20 protein-coding genes are annotated in these 18,314 nt (G+C 72.2%); 13 read left to right on the plus strand and 7 right to left on the minus strand.

Annotation, left to right across the window (positions count from 1 at the left end):
• Window positions 1–63 precede the first annotated feature (63 nt).
• The 6 genes from ACIHFE_RS03390 (at window position 64) to ACIHFE_RS03415 (ending at window position 4,890) form a co-directional block, all read left to right on the plus strand.
• A complete protein-coding gene (locus tag ACIHFE_RS03390; RefSeq protein WP_400104066.1) occupies window positions 64–825 on the plus strand; it encodes a metallophosphoesterase in 762 nt (253 codons plus the stop codon).
• Between the two features lie 78 nt (window positions 826–903).
• A complete protein-coding gene (locus tag ACIHFE_RS03395) occupies window positions 904–1,353 on the plus strand; it encodes an SRPBCC family protein (protein WP_400104067.1) in 450 nt (149 codons plus the stop codon).
• A gap of 50 nt (window positions 1,354–1,403) precedes the next feature.
• Window positions 1,404–2,621 carry an ArsA family ATPase gene (locus ACIHFE_RS03400; RefSeq protein ID WP_400104068.1) on the plus strand — a complete coding sequence of 406 codons (1,218 nt, stop codon included), beginning with the start codon at window positions 1,404–1,406 and terminating at the stop codon, window positions 2,619–2,621.
• A gap of 74 nt (window positions 2,622–2,695) precedes the next feature.
• On the plus strand, window positions 2,696–3,118 hold the full coding sequence (locus ACIHFE_RS03405; RefSeq protein ID WP_400104069.1) for a DUF5304 family protein: 423 nt from the start codon (window positions 2,696–2,698) through the stop codon (window positions 3,116–3,118).
• Between the two features lie 56 nt (window positions 3,119–3,174).
• Window positions 3,175–4,116, plus strand: coding sequence for an ROK family glucokinase (locus ACIHFE_RS03410; protein ID WP_400104070.1), 942 nt, complete (start codon window positions 3,175–3,177; stop codon window positions 4,114–4,116).
• A 6-nt stretch (window positions 4,117–4,122) separates the two neighbouring features.
• A complete protein-coding gene (locus ACIHFE_RS03415) occupies window positions 4,123–4,890 on the plus strand; it encodes an endonuclease/exonuclease/phosphatase family protein (protein WP_400104071.1) in 768 nt (255 codons plus the stop codon).
• A gap of 45 nt (window positions 4,891–4,935) precedes the next feature.
• Here the strand turns inward: ACIHFE_RS03415 and ACIHFE_RS03420 are convergent, their stop codons facing one another.
• Together ACIHFE_RS03420 and ACIHFE_RS03425 are read right to left on the minus strand one after the other, a co-directional pair.
• Complete coding sequence (locus tag ACIHFE_RS03420; protein ID WP_400104072.1) at window positions 4,936–5,439, minus strand: hypothetical protein; 504 nt, start codon at window positions 5,437–5,439, stop codon at window positions 4,936–4,938.
• Window positions 5,432–6,199: an alpha/beta hydrolase gene (locus tag ACIHFE_RS03425; protein WP_400104073.1), complete on the minus strand. Its 768-nt coding sequence runs from the start codon at window positions 6,197–6,199 to the stop codon at window positions 5,432–5,434. The genes ACIHFE_RS03420 and ACIHFE_RS03425 overlap by 8 nt, the downstream gene beginning before the upstream one ends.
• Window positions 6,200–6,324: 125 nt before the next feature.
• Here ACIHFE_RS03425 and ACIHFE_RS03430 point away from each other — a divergent pair, with 125 nt between their 5' ends.
• The 4 genes from ACIHFE_RS03430 to ACIHFE_RS03445 are packed head-to-tail and all read left to right on the plus strand — an operon-like array spanning window position 6,325 to window position 10,058.
• Window positions 6,325–7,083 (plus strand): lysophospholipid acyltransferase family protein, encoded by a 759-nt coding sequence (locus ACIHFE_RS03430; protein ID WP_400104074.1) that lies wholly within the window; start codon window positions 6,325–6,327, stop codon window positions 7,081–7,083.
• A 22-nt stretch (window positions 7,084–7,105) separates the two neighbouring features.
• Entirely contained in the window at window positions 7,106–8,302 is a 1,197-nt protein-coding gene (gene macS / locus ACIHFE_RS03435) for a MacS family sensor histidine kinase (protein WP_400104075.1), read from the plus strand.
• A 14-nt stretch (window positions 8,303–8,316) separates the two neighbouring features.
• The gene (locus ACIHFE_RS03440) at window positions 8,317–8,982 is read left to right on the plus strand and encodes a response regulator (protein WP_400104076.1); all 666 of its coding nucleotides are present in this window, start codon (window positions 8,317–8,319) and stop codon (window positions 8,980–8,982) included.
• 44 nt (window positions 8,983–9,026) lie between these two features.
• Window positions 9,027–10,058 (plus strand): 6-phosphofructokinase, encoded by a 1,032-nt coding sequence (locus ACIHFE_RS03445; protein ID WP_400104077.1) that lies wholly within the window; start codon window positions 9,027–9,029, stop codon window positions 10,056–10,058.
• A gap of 100 nt (window positions 10,059–10,158) precedes the next feature.
• On the opposite strand, the gene ACIHFE_RS03450 is transcribed toward ACIHFE_RS03445, so the two are convergent.
• Together ACIHFE_RS03450 and ACIHFE_RS03455 are read right to left on the minus strand one after the other, a co-directional pair.
• On the minus strand, window positions 10,159–12,090 hold the full coding sequence (locus tag ACIHFE_RS03450) for an anthranilate synthase family protein (protein WP_400104078.1): 1,932 nt from the start codon (window positions 12,088–12,090) through the stop codon (window positions 10,159–10,161).
• Between the two features lie 97 nt (window positions 12,091–12,187).
• Complete coding sequence (locus tag ACIHFE_RS03455) at window positions 12,188–12,286, minus strand: trp operon leader peptide (protein WP_400104079.1); 99 nt, start codon at window positions 12,284–12,286, stop codon at window positions 12,188–12,190.
• A 69-nt stretch (window positions 12,287–12,355) separates the two neighbouring features.
• Between ACIHFE_RS03455 and ACIHFE_RS03460 the strand changes: the two genes are divergently transcribed.
• Together ACIHFE_RS03460 and ACIHFE_RS03465 are read left to right on the plus strand one after the other, a co-directional pair.
• Window positions 12,356–13,705, plus strand: coding sequence for a class II 3-deoxy-7-phosphoheptulonate synthase (locus ACIHFE_RS03460; protein ID WP_400104080.1), 1,350 nt, complete (start codon window positions 12,356–12,358; stop codon window positions 13,703–13,705).
• Between the two features lie 134 nt (window positions 13,706–13,839).
• Window positions 13,840–14,091, plus strand: coding sequence for a bacterioferritin-associated ferredoxin (locus tag ACIHFE_RS03465; RefSeq protein WP_400104081.1), 252 nt, complete (start codon window positions 13,840–13,842; stop codon window positions 14,089–14,091).
• A 22-nt stretch (window positions 14,092–14,113) separates the two neighbouring features.
• On the opposite strand, the gene bfr is transcribed toward ACIHFE_RS03465, so the two are convergent.
• Window positions 14,114–14,602, minus strand: coding sequence for a bacterioferritin (gene bfr / locus ACIHFE_RS03470; protein WP_400104082.1), 489 nt, complete (start codon window positions 14,600–14,602; stop codon window positions 14,114–14,116).
• 161 nt (window positions 14,603–14,763) lie between these two features.
• On the opposite strand from bfr, the gene ACIHFE_RS03475 reads away from it, so the two are divergent.
• The gene (locus ACIHFE_RS03475) at window positions 14,764–15,396 is read left to right on the plus strand and encodes a sulfite oxidase-like oxidoreductase (protein ID WP_400104083.1); all 633 of its coding nucleotides are present in this window, start codon (window positions 14,764–14,766) and stop codon (window positions 15,394–15,396) included.
• Here ACIHFE_RS03475 and ACIHFE_RS03480 read toward each other — a convergent pair.
• Window positions 15,393–16,274, minus strand: coding sequence for a deoxyribonuclease IV (locus tag ACIHFE_RS03480; protein WP_400104401.1), 882 nt, complete (start codon window positions 16,272–16,274; stop codon window positions 15,393–15,395). The genes ACIHFE_RS03475 and ACIHFE_RS03480 overlap by 4 nt on opposite strands.
• Window positions 16,275–16,290: 16 nt before the next feature.
• The gene (gene pknB, locus ACIHFE_RS03485) at window positions 16,291–18,270 is read right to left on the minus strand and encodes a Stk1 family PASTA domain-containing Ser/Thr kinase (protein ID WP_400104084.1); all 1,980 of its coding nucleotides are present in this window, start codon (window positions 18,268–18,270) and stop codon (window positions 16,291–16,293) included.
• Window positions 18,271–18,314: the final 44 nt, after the last annotated feature.

Here is an 18,314-nt window from a genome sequence, read left to right on the forward strand (position 1 = left end):
CCCGGAAGTAACCGCAGGTCGCAGCCCTTCCGAAGGTCCGGACAAGCGCCTAGGGTGCCGGTCATGCGAGTTCATGTGGTCAGCGATGTGCACGGCAACGCCGAGGACCTCGCCCGGGCCGGCGAGGGGGCGGACGCCCTGGTGTGCCTGGGCGATCTGGTGCTCTTCCTGGACTACGCCGACCACTCGCGCGGGATCTTCCCCGAGCTGTTCGGGGTCGCCAACGCCGACCGCATCGTCGAACTGCGCACCGCCCGCCGCTTCGCCGAGGCCCGGGAGCTGGCCCGCGGCCTGTGGCAGGGCATCGACCGGGACACCGCCGTGGAGCAGGCGGTGCGCAAGCAGTACGCCGAGCTGTTCGCCGCCTTCCCCACCCCCACCTACGCCACCTACGGCAATGTGGACATCCCCCACCTCTGGCCCGAGTTCGCCCGCCCCGGCACCACGGTGCTGGACGGCGAGCGGGCGGAGATCGGCGGCCTGGTCTTCGGCTTTGTCGGCGGTGGCCTGAAGTCGCCGATGCGCACCCCCTTCGAGATCGACGACGAGACCTACGCGGCCAAGCTGGCCGCGCTGGGCGAGGTCGATGTGCTCTGCTCGCACATCCCGCCGGATGTGCCCGAGCTCTGTTACGACACCGTCGCCCGCCGCTTCGAGCGGGGCAGTGAGGCCCTGCTGGCGGCCATCCACGCCACCCGCCCCAGGTACGCCCTGTTCGGCCATGTCCACCAGCCGCTGGCCCGGCGGATGCGCATCGGCGCGACCGAGTGCGTCAATGTCGGCCACTTCGCCTCGACCGGTACTCCCTGGGCCCTGGAGTGGTGAGGCGCGCCGCGAGGTAGCCTTCAGCGGCAGGACACAGCGGAACACAGGCGGCGGGACCGGTACGGAGGAGCCACGGAGATGGCGGAACACACCAGCTCGAGCATCACGATCGAGGCGACCCCCGCCGAGGTCATGGCGGTGATCGCCGACTTCGACCACTACGCGGAGTGGACCGGGGAGGTCAAGCAGGCCGAGGTCCTGGAGAAGGACGAGCAGGGCCGGGCCGCCAAGGTGCGCCTGGTGCTGGACGCCGGAGCGATCAAGGACGACCACACGCTGGGCTACACCTGGCCCTCGGACCACGAGGTCTCCTGGTCCCTGGTGAAGTCCCAGATGCTGCGCCAGCTGGACGGTTCCTACACCCTCAAGCCGCTGGCCGGCGGCGCGCAGACCGAGGTCACCTACCAGCTCACCGTGGACGTCAAGATTCCCATGCTGGGCATGATCAAGCGCAAGGCGGAGAAGGTCATCATCGACCGGGCGCTGTCCGGGCTCAAGGCCCGCGTCGAGTCCCTGACCGCCTCCTGATCCATACCGGCTGACCCGGCCGACACCGCCCGACCCGGAAGGCTCCTGAAGTGCGTACGGTCCTCGTCACCGGTCCCGGCGGCGCGGGCCGTACCACCGTCGCGGCGGCCACCGCACTGGCCGCCGCCCGGGCAGGGCGCCGGGTCCTGCTGCTCACCGGCGACCGGGGCCCGGCCCCCGAAGCGGTGCTGGGCACCGAGCTGCCCGCCGGCCCGGCCATGGACGACCCCTGGAGCCCGCCGGTGGAGGCCGCGCCCGGCCTGTGGGCGGCCCGGATCGCGGTGGGCGAGCACTTCGCCGCCCGCGCCCGCGAGCTGCAGGACCGCGGCACCTCCCTGTTCGACCTGCTCGGCGCCGCCCCGCTGGACCCCGAGGAGCTCACCGAACTCCCCGGCGCCGAACCCCTGGCCCTGCTCACCGCCCTGCGCACCGCCACCGCTCGGCCGCACTGGGACCTGCTGGTGATGGACCTGCCACCGGACCGCGAGGCGATACGCCTGCTCGCCCTGCCCGAGCAGCTGCGCCGCTATCTGCGCCGCCTGCTGCCGCCCGAGCGGCAGGCCGCCCGCGCCCTGCGCCCGATGCTCGCCCAGCTGGCCGGACTGCCCGCGCCCGCCCAGCGGCTCTATGAGACCGCCGAGCGCTGGGACGCCGAACTGGCCGCCGTCCAGCAGGTGATCGAGGCGGAGACCACCACCGTGCGTCTGGTCGCCGAGCCCGGCCCGGCGGCCGTGGACGCGCTGCGCACCACCCGCGCCGGACTGGCCCTGCACGGCTGCCGCATCGATACCCTGCTCCTCAACCGGCTGCTGCCGCCGCACGCCCAGGACTCGGCCGACCCCTGGCTGGCCGCCCTGGCCACCGAGCAGACCACCGCCGTCAAGGCGCTGCGCGAGGAGTGCCACCCCATCCCCACCACCCCCGTGCCCCACCTGGGCCGCGCCCCGCGCGGCCCGGCGGACCTGGCCGAACTGCTGCCCGCCCACCTGGAGCCGCCGGCGGAGCCGGAGCGGCCATGGACCGTGGAGGACCGCCTGGACGCCGACGGCATGCTCATCTGGAAGCTGCCGCTGCCCGGCGCCGACCGCGACGGGCTGGGCCTGGTCCGGCGCGGCGACGAACTGATCGTCGCCGTCGGCCAGTTCCGCCGGATACTGCCCCTGCCCTCCGCCCTGCGCCGCTGCTCGGTCGCCGGAGCCGGGCTGCGGGACGGTGCGCTGTGCGTACGCTTCGTACCCGACCCCGGCCTGTGGCCGCGGAGCCGGTGAACCCCGCGGACCCGGTGAACAGCGCTACCCCCTTCGGGTAACGTCAAGGACAAGTCCCCGTCCAGGAGTCCGCCATGAGTGACGTTCCCTCGCCCGACCCCGATCCCGACGCCTGGGAGCGGGCCTGCGCCGAGGACCTCGCGGCCGAACGTGCCCGTGCCCGGCAGCAGGAGCCCGGCAGCGCCGCCGAGGAACTGCGCAAGCTGGTGGACGCGGTCGCCGGCAAGGTCTCCGAGCTGGGCCTCCCGCAGGCCGGCGCGGACGCCGTGCAGCAGCTGGCCGCCCGGGCCAAGGCCGTGGTGGAGCCGGTCATCGAACGCAACCCGGATGTCTTCGACCACCTGGCCGCCGCCGGCGGTGAACTGCTCGCCGCCTACCGGGCCGTGGTGCACGGCCAGGAGCGGCGCTGGACCCGGGGCGCCACCGGGGAAGGGCCCGCCGCCGGGGACGCCCCGGGCGCCCAGGGCACCGGAACCGAACACATCGACCTCGACTGAGAAGCCTCCGGTACGGTTGGCCCTGGCGGGGTTCGAGCGAAACAACTGAGGGACACATGGGACTCACCATCGGCGTCGACATCGGCGGCACGAAGATCGCGGCCGGCGTGGTCGACGAAGAGGGCTCGATCCTCGCGACGTGCAAGGTGCCGACCCCGGACACCCCGGAGGGGGTCATCGACGCCATCGCGGACGCGGTGCGCACCGTCAGCGAGGGCTTCGAGGTCGAGGCCGTCGGCATCGGCGCCGCGGGCTATGTCGACGACAAGCGCGCCACCGTGCTGTTCGCGCCGAACATCAACTGGCGGCACGAGGCGCTCAAGGACAAGGTCGAGCAGCGCGTCGGCCTGCCCGTCGTGGTCGAGAACGACGCCAACGCCGCCGCCTGGGGCGAGTACCGCTTCGGCGCCGGCCAGGGCCATGACGATGTCATCTGCATCACCCTGGGCACCGGCCTGGGCGGCGGCATCATCATCGGCAACAAGCTGCGCCGCGGACGCTTCGGCGTGGCCGCCGAGTTCGGCCACATCCGGGTGGTCCCGGACGGCCTGCTGTGCGGCTGCGGCAGCCAGGGCTGCTGGGAGCAGTACGCCTCCGGCCGCGCCCTGGTCCGCTACGCCAAGCAGCGCGCCCAGGCCACCCCGGAGAACGCCGGCGTCCTGCTGGGCCTGGGCGACGGCACCCCCGAGGGCATCGAGGGCAAGCACATCAGCGACGCCGCCCGCCAGGGTGACCCGGTGGCCATCGACTCCTTCCGGGAGCTGGCCCGCTGGGCGGGCGCCGGCCTGGCCGACCTGGCCTCGCTGTTCGACCCCTCCGCCTTCATCATCGGCGGCGGTGTCTCCGACGAGGGCGACCTGGTGCTGGACCCGATCCGCAAGTCCTTCCGCCGCTGGCTGGTGGGCAGCCAGTGGCGGCCGCACGCCCAGGTGCTGGCCGCCCAACTCGGCGGCAAGGCGGGCCTGGTGGGCGCGGCGGACCTGGCGCGGCAGGGCTGACCGCCGGTGAGCACCGCGGATGTTCTGACGGACCTTCCGGCCTCGCGCACGGAGCCGGACGGCTCCGCGGTCATCCGGGTGCTCAGCTACAACGTCCGCTCCATGCGGGATGACGTGGGGGCGCTGGCCCGGGTGATCCGGGCCTGTGCCCCCGATGTCGTCTGCGTCCAGGAGGCGCCCCGCTTCTTCCGCTGGCGCAAGGCGGCGGCCCGGCTGGCCCGGCTGTCGGAGCTGGTGTACGTCACGGGGGGCGCCCCGTCCTCCGGGCCGATGATCCTGTCCTCGCTGCGGGCGCGGGTGCTGCGCACCGAGGATGTGCTGCTGCCGCGTACCCCGGGGCTGCACCAACGGGGGCTGGCCGTGGCCGTGTTGCGTTTCGGTGGCGCGGAACTGGGCGTGATCAGCTGCCACTTGAGCATCGACCCGGCCGAGCGTTATGTCCAGGGGCGGCTGGCCCTGGACAAGCTGGCCTCCCTCGGGGTGCCGCACGCGGTGCTGGCCGGTGACCTCAACGACCGGCCGGAAGGCCGGACTTTCGGGCTGCTGGCCCGTGCCCTGCAGGACGGCTGGGCGGTCCGCCCGTGGGGGCGTGAGCACACCACTCGGCTGGGGGATCCCTCTCAACGGATCGATGCGGTGTTCACGACCGCGGGGGTCGAGGTGCTGGGATGCGGGGTCCCCATGGGATTGCCCGGGGTCGCTGAAAGGGATGTGCGGGCCGCGACCGACCACTTGCCGGTGCTGGCGGCATTGCGGGTGGCAGCGCCCCGTTAGGGGCGCGGGGAGCCGCCGCGACCGGCCATGGACGGCCCGCGGCGGTCAGACCACCGCACCCCGGCCCGGGTCGTCCTCGTCCTCGTCCCCGTCCTTCATCCGGACGACCAGCGTCGCGAAGCCGCCCAGGAAGCCGCCCACGCCCACCGTCACCATCCACCAGGTCAGCTCCTGCTGGAGCAGGACCATCACCAGCAGCAACAGCGGGCCGCCCAGGACGGCGAGCCAGGCGAAGCGGGAGGTGACGTCGCCGCTCGGGGCGGGCGGGGGCTCGGGCGGGATGAAGTGGCCCTCGTCCTCTTCGGAGGTCTCGGGGGTCTCGGGGGTCTCCCAGTCCCGGGGGCCGACGCCGGGGGCGTAGACGATAAAGCTGCCGGGGCGGGCGGGCCGTGGTGCGGGCTCCGGCTCCGGCTCGTCCTCGCCGGTCGCGGGCCAGCGGCCCTTCTCCGGGTCGGGCTGTTCGCCGTAGGAGGCGACCAGCTGGGCCCAGGCCGCGTCCTCGTCCAGCGGCTCCCGGTCCCGGTCGCGGTCGGCGTCGCGCTCAGCCACGGGCCGCCGTCCCCTGCCGGGTGAGGCGGCCGATGAAGGCGTAGGACTCCTCGAAGACAGCCGGGGCGTCGTGGTCCAGCGTGGCCACGTGGTAACTGCGTTCCAGCAGACGCTCGGTGAGGTCCCGGGAGGACACCCGGGCCAGGATGCGCGCCGAGTCGGCGGGCGGCACCACATGGTCCTCGGGGCTGTGCATCAGCAGCAACGGCTGGGTCACCTGGGGCAGTTCACCGTCCACCAGCTGCAGGAAGCGCCGGAAGGAGTGCGCGGCGTGCAGCGGCACCCGGTGGTAACCCACCTCCTCGGCACCCTCCTTGGCGATGTCGCTGGCGATGCCCTTGGTGGACGGGACCAGGTGCCGCAGCACCGGCAGCGCCCGGGCGCCCAGGCCGTGCACCCGGTTGGCGGGGTTGACCACCACCACGCCGGAGACGGCCTCCTGGTGCTTGGCCGCCAGCCGCAGGGCCAGCGCGCCGCCCATCGACAGGCCGCACAGGAAGACCTGGGAGCACCGCTCCCGCAGCGACCACAGCGCCCGGTCCACCTCGGCGTACCAGTCCTGCCAGCCGGTGATCTGCATGTCCTGCCAGCGGGTGCCATGGCCGGGCAGCAGCGGGAGGGAGACGGTCAGCCCGCGCTCCGCGAGGTGCTCCGCCCAGGGGCGGACGGACTGGGGGGAACCGGTGAAGCCGTGGCACACAAGGACGCCGACCTCTCCGCCGTCATGGCGGAACGGCTCGGCTCCGGGGAGGAGCGGCACCGGGATCTCCGATCAAGAAAACGGGACAACGGGAAAACCCGACGGGTCTGCCCTCAGCCTACGCGGAGCGCCGCACGGGGGGTAGGCAGGTTAAGGTCTCCTCGTCACACACAGGAGGTTCTCGGTTGTTCTACGGCGCTATGAAGCTGTCCATCGGCGGGTCACTGAAGCTTGCCTTCAGGCCGTGGGTGGAGGGCTTGGAGAACATTCCCGCCGAGGGTCCGGCGATCCTGGCGAGCAACCACCTGTCCTTCTCGGACTCCTTCTTCCTCCCAGCGGTCCTGAACCGCAAGGTGACCTTTATCGCCAAGCAGGAGTACTTCACCTCTCCGGGTGTCAAGGGAAAGCTGACGGCCGCCTTCTTCAAGGGCGTCGGCCAGCTCCCGGTGGACCGCTCGGGCGCCCGTGGCGCCGGCGAGGCGGCCATCAAGAGCGGCATCGAGGTGCTGGAGCGCGGTGAGCTGTTCGGCATCTACCCGGAGGGCACCCGCTCCCCGGACGGCCGTCTCTACCGAGGCAAGCCGGGCGGACTGGCCCGGGTGGCGCTGGCCAGCGGGGCCCCGGTGATCCCGGTCGCGATGATTGACACCGAGAAGATCCAGCCGCCGGGCAAGGTGGTGCCCAAGCTGATGCGCCCCGGCATCCGGATCGGCAAGCCGCTGGACTTCAGCCGCTACCACGGCATGGACGGCGACCGCTTCATCCTGCGCTCGGTGACCGATGAGGTCATGTACGAGATCATGAAGCTCTCCGGCCAGGAGTACGTGGACATCTACGCCACCGCCGCCAAGCGCCAGATCGCCGAGGAGGCGAAGAAGAAGGCGCAGGAGGAGAAGGAGGCGGCCGGGGACGAGAGTCCGGCCAAGCGCGGACGCCGGAAGTAACAGGGTCGGGGGACCGGGGGGAATGGCGGAGCGGGAGGGGCGGCCCGTCCGTGCCCGGATGTCGGTGGAGCTGCCGCTCTGGCGGGCGCTCACCGGCTACCGGCTGCTGGCCCTGGGCTATGCCCTGGTCCTGTTCGTCCCCGACTACCACCGCTACGCACACCCGCTGGGCGCCGCGCTCTATCTGGGCGTAGTCGCCCTGTGGACGCTGCTGACCTGGAACCGCTTCACCTCCGCCGAACGCTGCCGGTGGCTCTTCCCGCTGACCGACCTGGCCCTGGCGCTGGCCGGGATCCTGCTCACCGGGGTGCTGGACACCCCGGCCCGGATCGCGGACGGCTGCCACACCCTGCCGGCGGTCTGGACCTCGGGGGCGGCGCTGGGCTGTGCGCTCAAGGGCGGCTGGCGCTGGGCGGCCGCCGCCGCCACGCTGGTGGTCGCCGCCAATGTCGCCGAGCGCGCGGAACTGCCCGTCCGCGACCTGCTGCTGGTGTGGGTCGCCTCCATCGCCATCGGCTATGTCGTCGAGGTGACGCGGATCAGCGAACGCACCCTCGCCCAGGCGCTGCGGATCGAGGCGGCCACCCGGGAGCGGGAGCGGCTGGCCCGCGACATCCATGACAATGTGCTCCAGGTGCTGGCCATGGTGCAGCGCCGGGGCACCGCGCTCGGCGGCGAGGCGGCCGAGCTGGGGCGGATGGCGGGGGAGCAGGAGGTCGCGCTGCGCACCCTGGTCGCGGGGGGCGGGCTGCCGCCCGGGCGTCCGCGTCCCGGTGCCGGTCCCGGTGCCGGTCTCGCGGAGGCGGAGCCGGTGGCCGCCGAAGGTCCTTGCGATCTACGGGCGCTGCTCGGTCCCTATGCCGGGGCCGCCGTCTCGCTGGCCACACCCGGCACACCCGTCCTGCTGGACGCGGCGGCGGCGACCGAACTGGCGGCCGCCGTCGGAGCCGCCCTGGACAACGTCGAACGCCATGCGGGCGAGGGCGCCCAGGCATGGATTCTGCTGGAGGACGAGCCGGACCAGGTGATCGTCACGGTCCGGGACGACGGGCCGGGCATCCCCGAGGGCCGGCTGGCGGCCGCCGAACAGGAGGGGCGGATGGGAGTGGCGCTGTCCATCCGGGGCCGGCTGCGGGAACTGGGCGGCGGCGCGGAGCTGGTGTCGGTGCCGGGACAGGGCACGGAAGTCGAGTTGAGAGTCCCGCGAAGGGTCCCATGACGGGGGAGCGACGGATGAGTGAACCGCTGAAGGTCATGGTGGTCGACGACCACCCGATGTGGCGCGACGCCGTGGCCCGCGACCTGGCCGAGGCCGGGCTGGCGGTGGTGGCCACGGCGGGCGACGGGCCCCAGGCGGTGCGCCGCGCCCGGGCCGCCCGGCCGGACGTCCTGGTGCTGGACCTCAACCTGCCCGGCCTGCCCGGCGTTGCGGTCTGCCGGCAACTGGTCGCCGAACGGCCGGAGTTGCGGGTGCTGGTGCTGTCCGCGAGCGGGGAGCACCAGGATGTCCTGGATGCGGTGAAGTCCGGGGCGACCGGCTATCTGGTCAAGTCGGCCAGTACCGAGGAGCTGTTGGCGGCGGTGCGCGGCACGGCCGCCGGGGACCCGGTGTTCACCCCCGGCCTGGCCGGGCTGGTGCTGGGCGAATACCGCCGGCTGGCCGCCGAGCCCGCGCCGCGCGCCGCCGGGCGGGAGGACACGCCCCGCCTCACCGGGCGCGAGACCGAGGTGCTCCGGCTGGTGGCCAAGGGGCTCACCTACAAGCAGATCGCCGAGCGGCTTGTCATCTCCCACCGCACGGTGCAGAACCATGTGCAGAACACCTTGGGAAAGCTTCAGTTGCACAACCGCGTGGAGCTGGTGCGCTACGCGATAGAGCGAGGGCTCGACGACGCCTGAGGCTTCCCGCCGGGGCGTCGTCCCCGACAGGGAGGGAAGGTGTCATGCGGATCGGAGTCTTGACCGGGGGCGGTGACTGCCCCGGCCTCAACGCGGTCATCCGGGCAGTCGTCCGCAAGGGCGTCCAGGAGTACGGCTACGAGTTCACCGGCTTTCGCGACGGCTGGCGCGGGCCGTTGCGGGGGACGACGGTACGTCTCGACATTCGCGCGGTGCGGGGGATCCTGCCGCGCGGCGGCACCATGCTGGGGTCCTCGCGGACCAACCCTTTCAAGGAGCCCGACGGGGTCCGCCGGATCCTGGACAACCTGGCCGGCGAGGGGGTGGACGCGCTGATCGTGATCGGCGGCGAGGACACCCTGGGGGTGGCGGCCCGGCTGTGGCGGGAACACGGGGTGCGGTGCGTCGGGGTCCCCAAGACCATCGACAACGACCTGTCCGCCACGGACTACACCTTTGGCTTCGACACCGCGGTCGGCATCGCCACCGAGGCGATCGACCGGCTGCACACCACGGCCGAATCTCATATGCGGGTGCTGGTGGTGGAGGTCATGGGGCGCCACGCCGGCTGGATCGCCCTGCACTCCGGACTGGCGGGCGGGGCGAATGTGATCCTCATCCCCGAGCAGCGCTTCGATGTGGATGAGGTCTGCGGGTGGGTGAAGTCCCGGTTCCGGGCCAGCTACGCGCCGATCGTGGTGGTGGCGGAGGGGGCGATGCCGCGCGATGGCGAACTGGTGCTCAAGGACGCCGCCGCGCGGGACTCCTTCGGACATGTCCGGCTGTCCGGGGTGGGGGAGTGGCTGGCCAAGGAGATCGAGCGGCGGACGGGCAAGGAGGCCCGTACCACCGTGCTGGGGCATGTCCAGCGCGGCGGTACACCCAGCGCGTTCGACCGGTGGCTGGCCACCCGGTTTGGGCTGCACGCGGTTTCCGCGGTGCGGGACGGGGAGTTCGGGGTGATGGTGGCCTTGCGCGGCACCGATGTGGTGCGGGTGCCGTTGGCTGCCGCCACGGAGCGGTTGAAGACGGTGCCGGTGTCGCGGTATGAGGAGGTCAAGGTCTTCTTCGGCTGACCGTTGGCGGGTGGGCACGCGGGTGGGGTGAGCACGCCCTGACCCTGACCGCCGGTGGGTGGGCACGCCCCTTCGGGGCGTCGTCCACCCACCGGTAACCTCAACCGATCCGGTTGGGGGTGACGGGTGGTGCGTGGGTGGGGTCCACCCCCGCGGCGGCCAGCAGATCGCACACCACCTGAACCCCGTTCAACGTCAGTACCGACTCCGGGTGGAACTGGACCCCCGCGAACCCCGGCCCGCGCAGCGCATGCACCTCACCCGTCGCCGGGTCCCGGCTCAACTCGACACCCGGCACGACGAATTCCGCGCCGCACCGCGCAGTGAACGTGTTGTAGAACCCCACCGTCTCCGGACGCCCGAAGAAGTCGATCCGCTCCTGCGCCCCCTGGAAGGGGACATCCTTCCGCACGATGTCCAAACCCAGCTCGGCCGCCAGGAGTTCATGCCCGAGGCAGACGCCCAGCAGCCCGTACGCATGCCCGCGCAGCAACTCCCCCGCCAGCCCGCGCAGCATCCGCATCCTGGGATCTGAGGCGTCCGAGGGGTTCCCGGGGCCGGGCCCCAGCACCACCGGGCCCCGGTGCGCCAGGGCGGCCTCCCGGACCCCCGGCGCGTCGTACCGCAGCACGCTCACCGACAACCCGGAGACCCGCAGCAGATGGGCGAGCATCGCGGTGAAGGTGTCCTCGGCGTCGATGACCAGGGCGTGGCCGCTCAGCGAGGCACCCTCGCCGGGGGCCTGCATCCGCACCCAGAACGGCGAGAGACCGGCCCGCCGGGCGTCCAGCGCCTCGCGTACCCGTGGATCGTCCGCGAGCCGGGCCGTGGACGGCGCCGGGGCCGGGCGGCCCTCGATGGCCGCCAGGACGCCGGCCGCCTTCGCCCGGGTCTCCGCCACCTCGCCCCGGGGGTCGGAGCCGCGCACCAGGGTCGCCCCGACCGACACCCGCAGCCGCCCCTCGCGGGAGACATCCGCGGTGCGGATCAGGATCGGCGAGTCCAGGGTCCGGGTGCCGCCCGCGTCCCGTCCGAACAGGGCCAGCGCCCCCGCGTAGTAGCCGCGCCCCGCCGGCTCATGGCGGGCGATGACCCGGCAGGCGTTCTGCACCGGCGAACCGGTGACCGTCGCCGCGAACATGGTCTCCCGCAGCACCTCCCGCACATCCAGCGAGGAGCGCCCGCGCAGCTCGTACTCGGTGTGGGCAAGGTGCGCCATCTCCCGCAGCCGGGGGCCGACCACCACCCCGCCCCGGTCCCCGACGGTGCACATCATCTTGAGCTCCTCGTCCACCACCATGGACAGCTCCTCGATCTCCTTGCGGTCGTGCAGGAAGTCCAGCAGCCCCTCGGTGGTGGGGCCCGAGGCCGGATAGCGGTACGTCCCGCTGATCGGGTTCATCACGACCGTCCCGCCGGACATCCGGACATGCACCTCGGGGCTGGCGCCCAGCAGCGTCCGGTCCCCGGTGTGCACCAGGTGGGTCCAGTAGGCGCCCCGTTCCCCGGCCAGCAGCCGCCGGAACAGGGCCAGCGCGTCGGCGGCGGAGAAGCCGGGGATCTCGCCCTCGAAGTCCCGCCGGATCACAAAGTTGGCGCCCTCGCCGGTGCCGATCTCCTCGCGCACCACCCGTTCCACCATGGCCGCGTAGGCGTCGTCGGCCATGGTGAAGCCCGCGCCGGGCGCGACCCGGACCGCGTGCCGGGGCAGCGCGGCCAGCACCGCGTCCAGCGGCAGGGCGTGGCACTCCTCGGCCCGCAGCACCAGCAGCGGGGTCCCGTCGTCGCGGACCTCGAAGCCGCGCTCGCGGATCTGCCGGAACGGCACCAGCGCCAGCGCGTCCAGCGCCGGGCCGCCGGCGGGCGGGCCCTCGGGCAGCGGGATGTCGGCGAGCCGTGCCACCTCGGTCACCGGTCCCAGCAGCAGCTCGACCAGGTCCTCCGGGTGGCCCGGGGGACGGCGGCGCAGCAGCGCGAAGGGGCGGTCACCGGTGGTCAGCCGGGCGAACAGGGCGGGGATGTCGGTGGGCATATGACGTTCCTTCCTGTGGGAGGAGAGGAACGGCCGGGTCCAGGAACACCGAAGGCCGCCCCTCGGGCGGCCTGTGCGTGGATCGGAGTACGCGCGATCAGTGGGCCGCCGGGTAAGCGGTCCACCACCAGTTCTGGTTCATCGGCGCGTGCATGAGGCGCACCCTACCCGACGACCGGGGCCGCCGTCTCCGCATTCCGGAAGGGTCGTCTCATAGTGCGGGCGGGCCGCTGGGCGAGGGGGGTGACCCCGTAGTGTTGAGGTCGTGACCGTGAACGCTGAACTCCACGCCGGTGGCAACACCTGGCGCTCTCTGCCCGCGGCGCAGCAGCCTGAATGGCCGGACCAAGAGGCTCTGCGCGATGTGATCGCCGAGCTCGAGTCCTATCCGCCCCTCGTCTTCGCCGGCGAGTGCGACCAGCTGCGTGAGCGCCTGGCAGCGGTGGCCCGTGGCGAGGCGTTCCTGCTCCAGGGCGGTGACTGCGCCGAGGCCTTCGACGCCGTGGGCGCGGACCAGATCCGCAACAAGCTCAAGACCCTGCTCCAGATGGGCGCGGTGCTGACCTACGCCGGTTCGGTGCCGGTGGTCAAGGTGGGCCGGATCGCCGGCCAGTACAGCAAGCCGCGCTCCAAGCCGACCGAGACCCGGGACGGCGTGACCCTGCCGACCTACCGCGGCGACTCGGTCAACGGCTTCGCCTTCACCCCCGAGGCCCGTACCCCGGACCCGCAGCGGCTGAAGCGGATGTACCAGGCCTCGGCCTCCACGCTGAACCTGGTGCGCGCCTTCACCACCGGCGGCTACGCCGACCTGCGCCAGGTGCACGCCTGGAACCAGGACTTCGTACGGTCCTCGCCGTCCGGCCAGCGCTATGAGGCCCTGGCCCGGGAGATCGACCGGGCGATGAACTTTATGAACGCCTGCGGGGTGGACCCGGAGGAGTTCAAGACGGTGGAGTTCTACGCCTCCCACGAGGCGCTGATCCTGGACTATGAGTCGGCGCTGACCCGGGTGGACTCGCGCACCGGTGACCTCTATGACGTCTCGGGCCACATGGTGTGGATCGGGGAGCGCACCCGGCAGCTGGACGGCGCGCACATCGAGTTCGCCGCCCGGATCCGCAACCCCCTCGGGGTCAAGCTGGGGCCGACCACCACTCCGGAGGAGGCGCTCACCCTGATCGAGCGCCTGGACCCGGAGCGTGAGCCGGGCCGGCTGACCTTCATCACCCGGATGGGCGCGGAGAAGATCCGCGACCGGCTGCCGGAGCTGGTGGAGAAGGTCACCGCCTCCGGTGCCCAGGTGGCCTGGGTGTGCGACCCCATGCACGGCAACACCTTCGAGGCGGCCTCCGGGCACAAGACCCGGCGCTTCGACGATGTCCTGGACGAGGTCAAGGGCTTCTTCGAGGTGCACAAGAGCCTGGGCACCCACCCGGGCGGCATCCATGTCGAGCTGACCGGCGACGATGTCACCGAGTGCGTGGGCGGCGGCGACGAGATCTTCGTCGACGATCTGCACCAGCGCTATGAGACCGCCTGCGACCCGCGGCTCAACCGCAGCCAGTCGCTGGACCTGGCGTTCCTGGTCGCGGAGATGTACCGGGACCAGTAGGGGAACCCGGCCGCACACGCCCTGGGGCGCGGAACCTGTGATCCGCGCCCCAGGGCGTTGTGGCACTTCGGCCAGAGCGGGTAAGGTAAGGGTTACCTTTCTAGTTGATCTCTCTGAGGCGAGGCGGTGACCGCGTGTACGTCTGCTCATGCTTCGGCATTACGGAGCGGCAGGTGCGTGAGCACGCGGAGAACGGAGCCTGTACCCCTCGCAAGATCGCTTCGGCCTGCAAGGCCGGTACCGACTGCGGCAGCTGTGTGCGCCGTATCCAGTCGATCCTGGGCCGGGGAGCCTGCCCGCGCCGGGAGCCGGCCGTGGTGCTGGGTGCCGAGGTGTCGTCCCAGCCGACGCTGCCGGCCGCGCTGGGCGGGGAGCTCGCGGCCTGAGGCCGTCCGCCCCCGGCGTCCCTCAGTGGGAATCGCCGTTGGACTGGTCGATGAACTGGGCCAGATACAGCGGCTCACCCAGCTTCTCGATCAGCTCCAGTTGGGTGTCGAGGTAGTCGATGTGGTCCTCCTCGTCGGCCAGGATCGACTCGAAGATATTGGCCGAGGTGATGTCGCCCTTGGCCCGCATCACCTCCACACCCCGCCGCAGCCGGTCGATGGCCTCGACCTCCACCTGGCGGTCGGCCTGGAACATCTCGGTGATGGACTGGCCGATACGGACATGGAAGAGCCGCTGGTAGTTGGGCAGCCCCTCCAGGAAGATGATGCGGTCGGTGAGCACCTCGGCGTGCTTCATCTCGTCGAACGACTCGGCACGGGTGTGCTCCGCGATCTTGGTCCAGCCGTGGTGCTCCTGCAGCTTGGCGTGCAGGAAGTACTGGTTGATGGCGGTGAGCTCGCCGGTCAGCTGTTCATTGAGGAACTCGACAATCTCTGGGTCGCCCTGCATCGCAGCGGTTCCTTCCTGGGGAGGGCGTACGGATTGCGCGCATCCTCGCACCAGGCCAGGAAACCTTCCAGTAAGTACACACTTACCGTGACTTGTCCGGATAAGGGTGCCCGGTTACCCCGTGGTCACCAGCACCCCTGACGGTCTGACACCATTGAGTCATGGGTCAGCCGAATAGCGCGGAAAGCCGCAAAGAGGAGCATCTCCAGCTACCTCCGGGGCAGCGATTCCAGCGCGGCTGGCCGGTGACGCACTACGGCCCGGTGCCGAAGTTCCGCCCGGAACGCTGGGAGTTCCGCGTCTTCGGCGCCACCGCCGACGGGGACAAGCGGTGCTGGACGCATGAGGAGTTCACCGCGCTGCCCTACGCCACCGTGACGGCCGACCTGCACTGTGTCACCAAGTACAGCGTGCTCGGCGTGGAGTGGGGCGGGGTGCTGGCCCGGACCATTGTGGCGCTGGCGCCGCCCGCGCCCGAGGCCACCCATGTGATGGTGTGGGCCGAGTACGGCTACAGCGCCAATCTGCGGCTGGCCGACTTCACCGATGAGCGGAGCATCTTCGCCACCCACAAGGACGGCGAGCTGCTCACCGCCGAGCACGGCTTCCCGGTGCGGCTGGCGGTGCCGCACCTGTACGCCTGGAAGGGCCCCAAGTGGGTGCGCGGCGTGGAGTACATGACCGCCGACCGGCGCGGCTTCTGGGAGGAGCGGGGCTACCACAACATCGGTGACCCCTGGCAGGAGCAGCGCTACTCCTACCAGGAACTGCCGGGCGAGGGCCCAGAGCTTTAGCGGGGACCGCACCCCCGCTGGACGGTCTCGTCCCGCAGCTCCTTCAGCCGTGCCACGTCCGCCGCATGCCCCTCCGGGCCGCCCGGCGTCTCGATGGTCAGCGGCACCCCGGCCGTCTCCGGATGGCGGAACAGCCCGGCGAAGGGCTCCGCGCCGATGCACCCGGCGCCGATGTTGGCATGCCGGTCCTTGTGCGCGCCCACCACATCCTTGGAGTCATTGGCGTGGATCAGGCCCAGCCGGCCCGGTCCCACCACCGCCACCAGCTCGTCCAGCGCCTGCTTCATCCCGCCGGGCCCGGCCAGGTCGTGCCCGGCCGCGAAGAGGTGGCAGGTGTCCAGGCAGACGCCCAGCTTCGGATGGTGGTCCAGCGCTTCGAAGTACGGGCCCAGGTCGGCGATCCAGGAGCACAGCGAGGCGCCCTGACCGGCCGTCGGCTCCAGCAGCAGCCGGGGGTCCGCGGGGTGCGTCAGCTCGTCCAGCAGCGGCAGCAGCCGCTCCCGCACCTGTGCCAGCGCGGTGTCGCGCGCCCGCCCGCCGGTGGCCGAGCCGGTGTGCACCACCACCCCGCGCGCCCCGATCTCCCGCCCCCGGCGCAGCGAGTGCCGCAGCGAGAGCACGGACCGCTCGGCCGTCTCCACGGTGTGCGAGCCAAAGTTGATCAGGTAGGGCGCATGGACGTACACCGGCAGCCCCGCCTCGGCACAGCCCGCGCGGAACTCCTCGTCCTGGGCCGGGCTGCCGGCCGGAGTGGCCCAGCCGCGCGGGTTGGCCACAAACACCTGCACCGCCTCGGCGCCCATCCGCCGGGCGTACGGCAGACCGGTCCGGGCCAGGCCGCCGGCCACCGGGATATGGCCGCCGACCGGATTGCGTATCGCGTTCACGCTGACGTCAGAACCCGCTCTTCATCTTGATGGTGATGGTGTCGCCCCGGGCCGCCTTGTCCCCGCCGCGTACCGACTGGGCGTCCACCGAGTCCTTGGGGAAGAAGAAGGGCTTGTCCACCTTCACCTCGAACCCGGCCTCGGTGAGCATCCGCCGGGCGTCCGCCTCGCTCTTGCCGGTGACATCCGGCACCGTGAGCATCTCCTTGCCCTTGGAGACGGTCACCGTGATGGTGTCGCCCTTGGCCGCCTTGGTGCCCTTGGCCGGGGACTGGTCGGCGATGTCGCCCTTGTTGCGGGGCGAGTAGACCTGGGTGTCGGCGATCTTGACCTGCAGGCCCAGCTCGCGCAGCGCGCTGGTGGCGTCGTCCACCGACAGGCCGGTGATATCCGGCACATCCAGCGCCTCGCCCTTGCTGACCACCAGGCTGACCGGTGAGTCGGGGCGGCGCTCGGTGCCCGGCCGGGGATCGGTGGACAGCACCGAACCCTGCGGGGTCTCCCCGCTGAACTGCTGGCGGATCTCGCCGACCGTCAGCCCCGCGTGCTCGATCCGCTGCCGGGCCTCGGCCAGCCGCATGCCCGTCACATTGGGCACCTCGGTCCGCCGGGGGCCCCGGGAGATGGTCAGCGTCACCCGGCCGGTGTTGCGGATCCGCTCACCGGGCTTGGGATCGGTGGCCATCACATGGCCGCGCTCGATGGTGTCGCTGAAGTCCTGCCGGGTGTCCGCCCGCAGACCGGCCCGGTCCAGCTCCTGCTCCGCCTTCTGCTCGGTCATGTCCAGCACCGCGGGCACCGAGGTGAACTGGCCGGAGCTGATGTACCAGACGCCGGTGCCGGCCAGCACCGCCAGCACGGCGGCCGCCACCAGCAGCGCGGTGCGCCGCCGCACCCGGCGCAGCGGCCCGGGCAGCCGGCGCTGCCAGACCGGACCGGCCGGCGCGGACGGGGCGGCCTGCGGGGGGACGGGCGGCTGGTCGAAGCGGGCCGTGTGGTCGGCGTCGTCCTGCTGCGGCAGCGGGTTCCGGGGGGTCAGCTGCGACGGGGAGACGGCCGGCCGGGGCAGCACGGTGGTGCGGTCCTCGGCGCCCGCGTGCGCGGCGAGCGCGCGCGGCGGGCGGGCGTCCAGCTGCTCCTCGGTCAGCGCCGAACGGGCCTCCCGGATCAGCCCCAGCATGCCCACCGCGTCGTCCGGCCGCAGCCGGGGGTCGCGGGCGGTGCTGACCGTCACCACATCGTCCAGCTCCGGGGCCAGGCCCGGGGCCTCGTCGGACGGCGGCGGGACATCCTGGTTGAGGTGCTGGTAGAGGACCTGGGCGGGGCTGGCCCCGGAGTGCGGCTTGAGGCCGGTGAGCATCTCGTAGAGCACCACGCCGCAGGCGTAAACATCGGTGCGGGTGTCCACCACACCGTGCTCGATCTGCTCCGGCGCGAGGTAGGAGAGGGTGCCCAGCACGGAGCCGGTGTCGGTGGTGGTGTTGGTGCCCACCGCGCGCACCAGCCCGAAGTCCGCGACCTTGACCCGGCCGTCGTCGCCGATCAGCACGTTCTCCGGCTTTATGTCCCGGTGCACCAGCTCCGCCCGGTGGGCGGCGCCCAGGGCGGCCAGTACCGGCTCCATGATGTCCAGCGCGGCACGCGGCTGCAGGGCGCCGCGCTCGCGCAGCACATCCCGCAGGGTGCAGCCGGCCACATACTCCATGGCCAGATAGACGTAGCCGTCGTCGGTGCCCTGGTCGAAGACGCTCACCACATTGGGGTGGTCCAGCCGGGCCGCCGACTTGGCCTCCCGGATGAAACGCTCGGTGAAGGCCTCGTCCCCCGCCAGGTTGGGGTGCATCACCTTCAGGGCGAGCACCCGGTCCAGGCGGGTGTCCAGGGCCCGGTAGACCGTGGCCATGCCGCCCGCGGCGATGCGTGCCTCGATGCGGTAGCGGCCGTCGAGCAACTGGTCGACGAGGGGGTCCGGGAGGGTCGTGTCCACGGTCCACGAGTCTACGAGGCCGTGGGTTGCGCACCGCCGGTGCG

It is taken from the genome of Streptomyces sp. NPDC052396 (assembly GCF_044593195.1).
Lineage (GTDB): Bacteria > Actinomycetota > Actinomycetes > Streptomycetales > Streptomycetaceae > Streptomyces.

What these genes read in the sequence shown, in the direction of transcription:
- ACIHFE_RS03390 (WP_400104066.1), top strand. Translation starts at nt 64, where the DNA reads ATGCGAGTTCATGTGGTCAGCGATGTGCACGGCAACGCCGAGGACCTC.
- ACIHFE_RS03395 (WP_400104067.1), top strand. Translation starts at nt 904, where the DNA reads ATGGCGGAACACACCAGCTCGAGCATCACGATCGAGGCGACCCCCGCC.
- ACIHFE_RS03405 (WP_400104069.1), top strand. Translation starts at nt 2,696, where the DNA reads ATGAGTGACGTTCCCTCGCCCGACCCCGATCCCGACGCCTGGGAGCGG.
- ACIHFE_RS03410 (WP_400104070.1), top strand. Translation starts at nt 3,175, where the DNA reads ATGGGACTCACCATCGGCGTCGACATCGGCGGCACGAAGATCGCGGCC.
- macS (WP_400104075.1), top strand. Translation starts at nt 7,106, where the DNA reads ATGGCGGAGCGGGAGGGGCGGCCCGTCCGTGCCCGGATGTCGGTGGAG.
- ACIHFE_RS03440 (WP_400104076.1), top strand. Translation starts at nt 8,317, where the DNA reads ATGAGTGAACCGCTGAAGGTCATGGTGGTCGACGACCACCCGATGTGG.
- ACIHFE_RS03445 (WP_400104077.1), top strand. Translation starts at nt 9,027, where the DNA reads ATGCGGATCGGAGTCTTGACCGGGGGCGGTGACTGCCCCGGCCTCAAC.
- ACIHFE_RS03450 (WP_400104078.1), bottom strand. Translation starts at nt 12,090, where the DNA reads ATGCCCACCGACATCCCCGCCCTGTTCGCCCGGCTGACCACCGGTGAC.
- ACIHFE_RS03455 (WP_400104079.1), bottom strand. Translation starts at nt 12,286, where the DNA reads ATGCGGAGACGGCGGCCCCGGTCGTCGGGTAGGGTGCGCCTCATGCAC.
- bfr (WP_400104082.1), bottom strand. Translation starts at nt 14,602, where the DNA reads ATGCAGGGCGACCCAGAGATTGTCGAGTTCCTCAATGAACAGCTGACC.
- ACIHFE_RS03475 (WP_400104083.1), top strand. Translation starts at nt 14,764, where the DNA reads ATGGGTCAGCCGAATAGCGCGGAAAGCCGCAAAGAGGAGCATCTCCAG.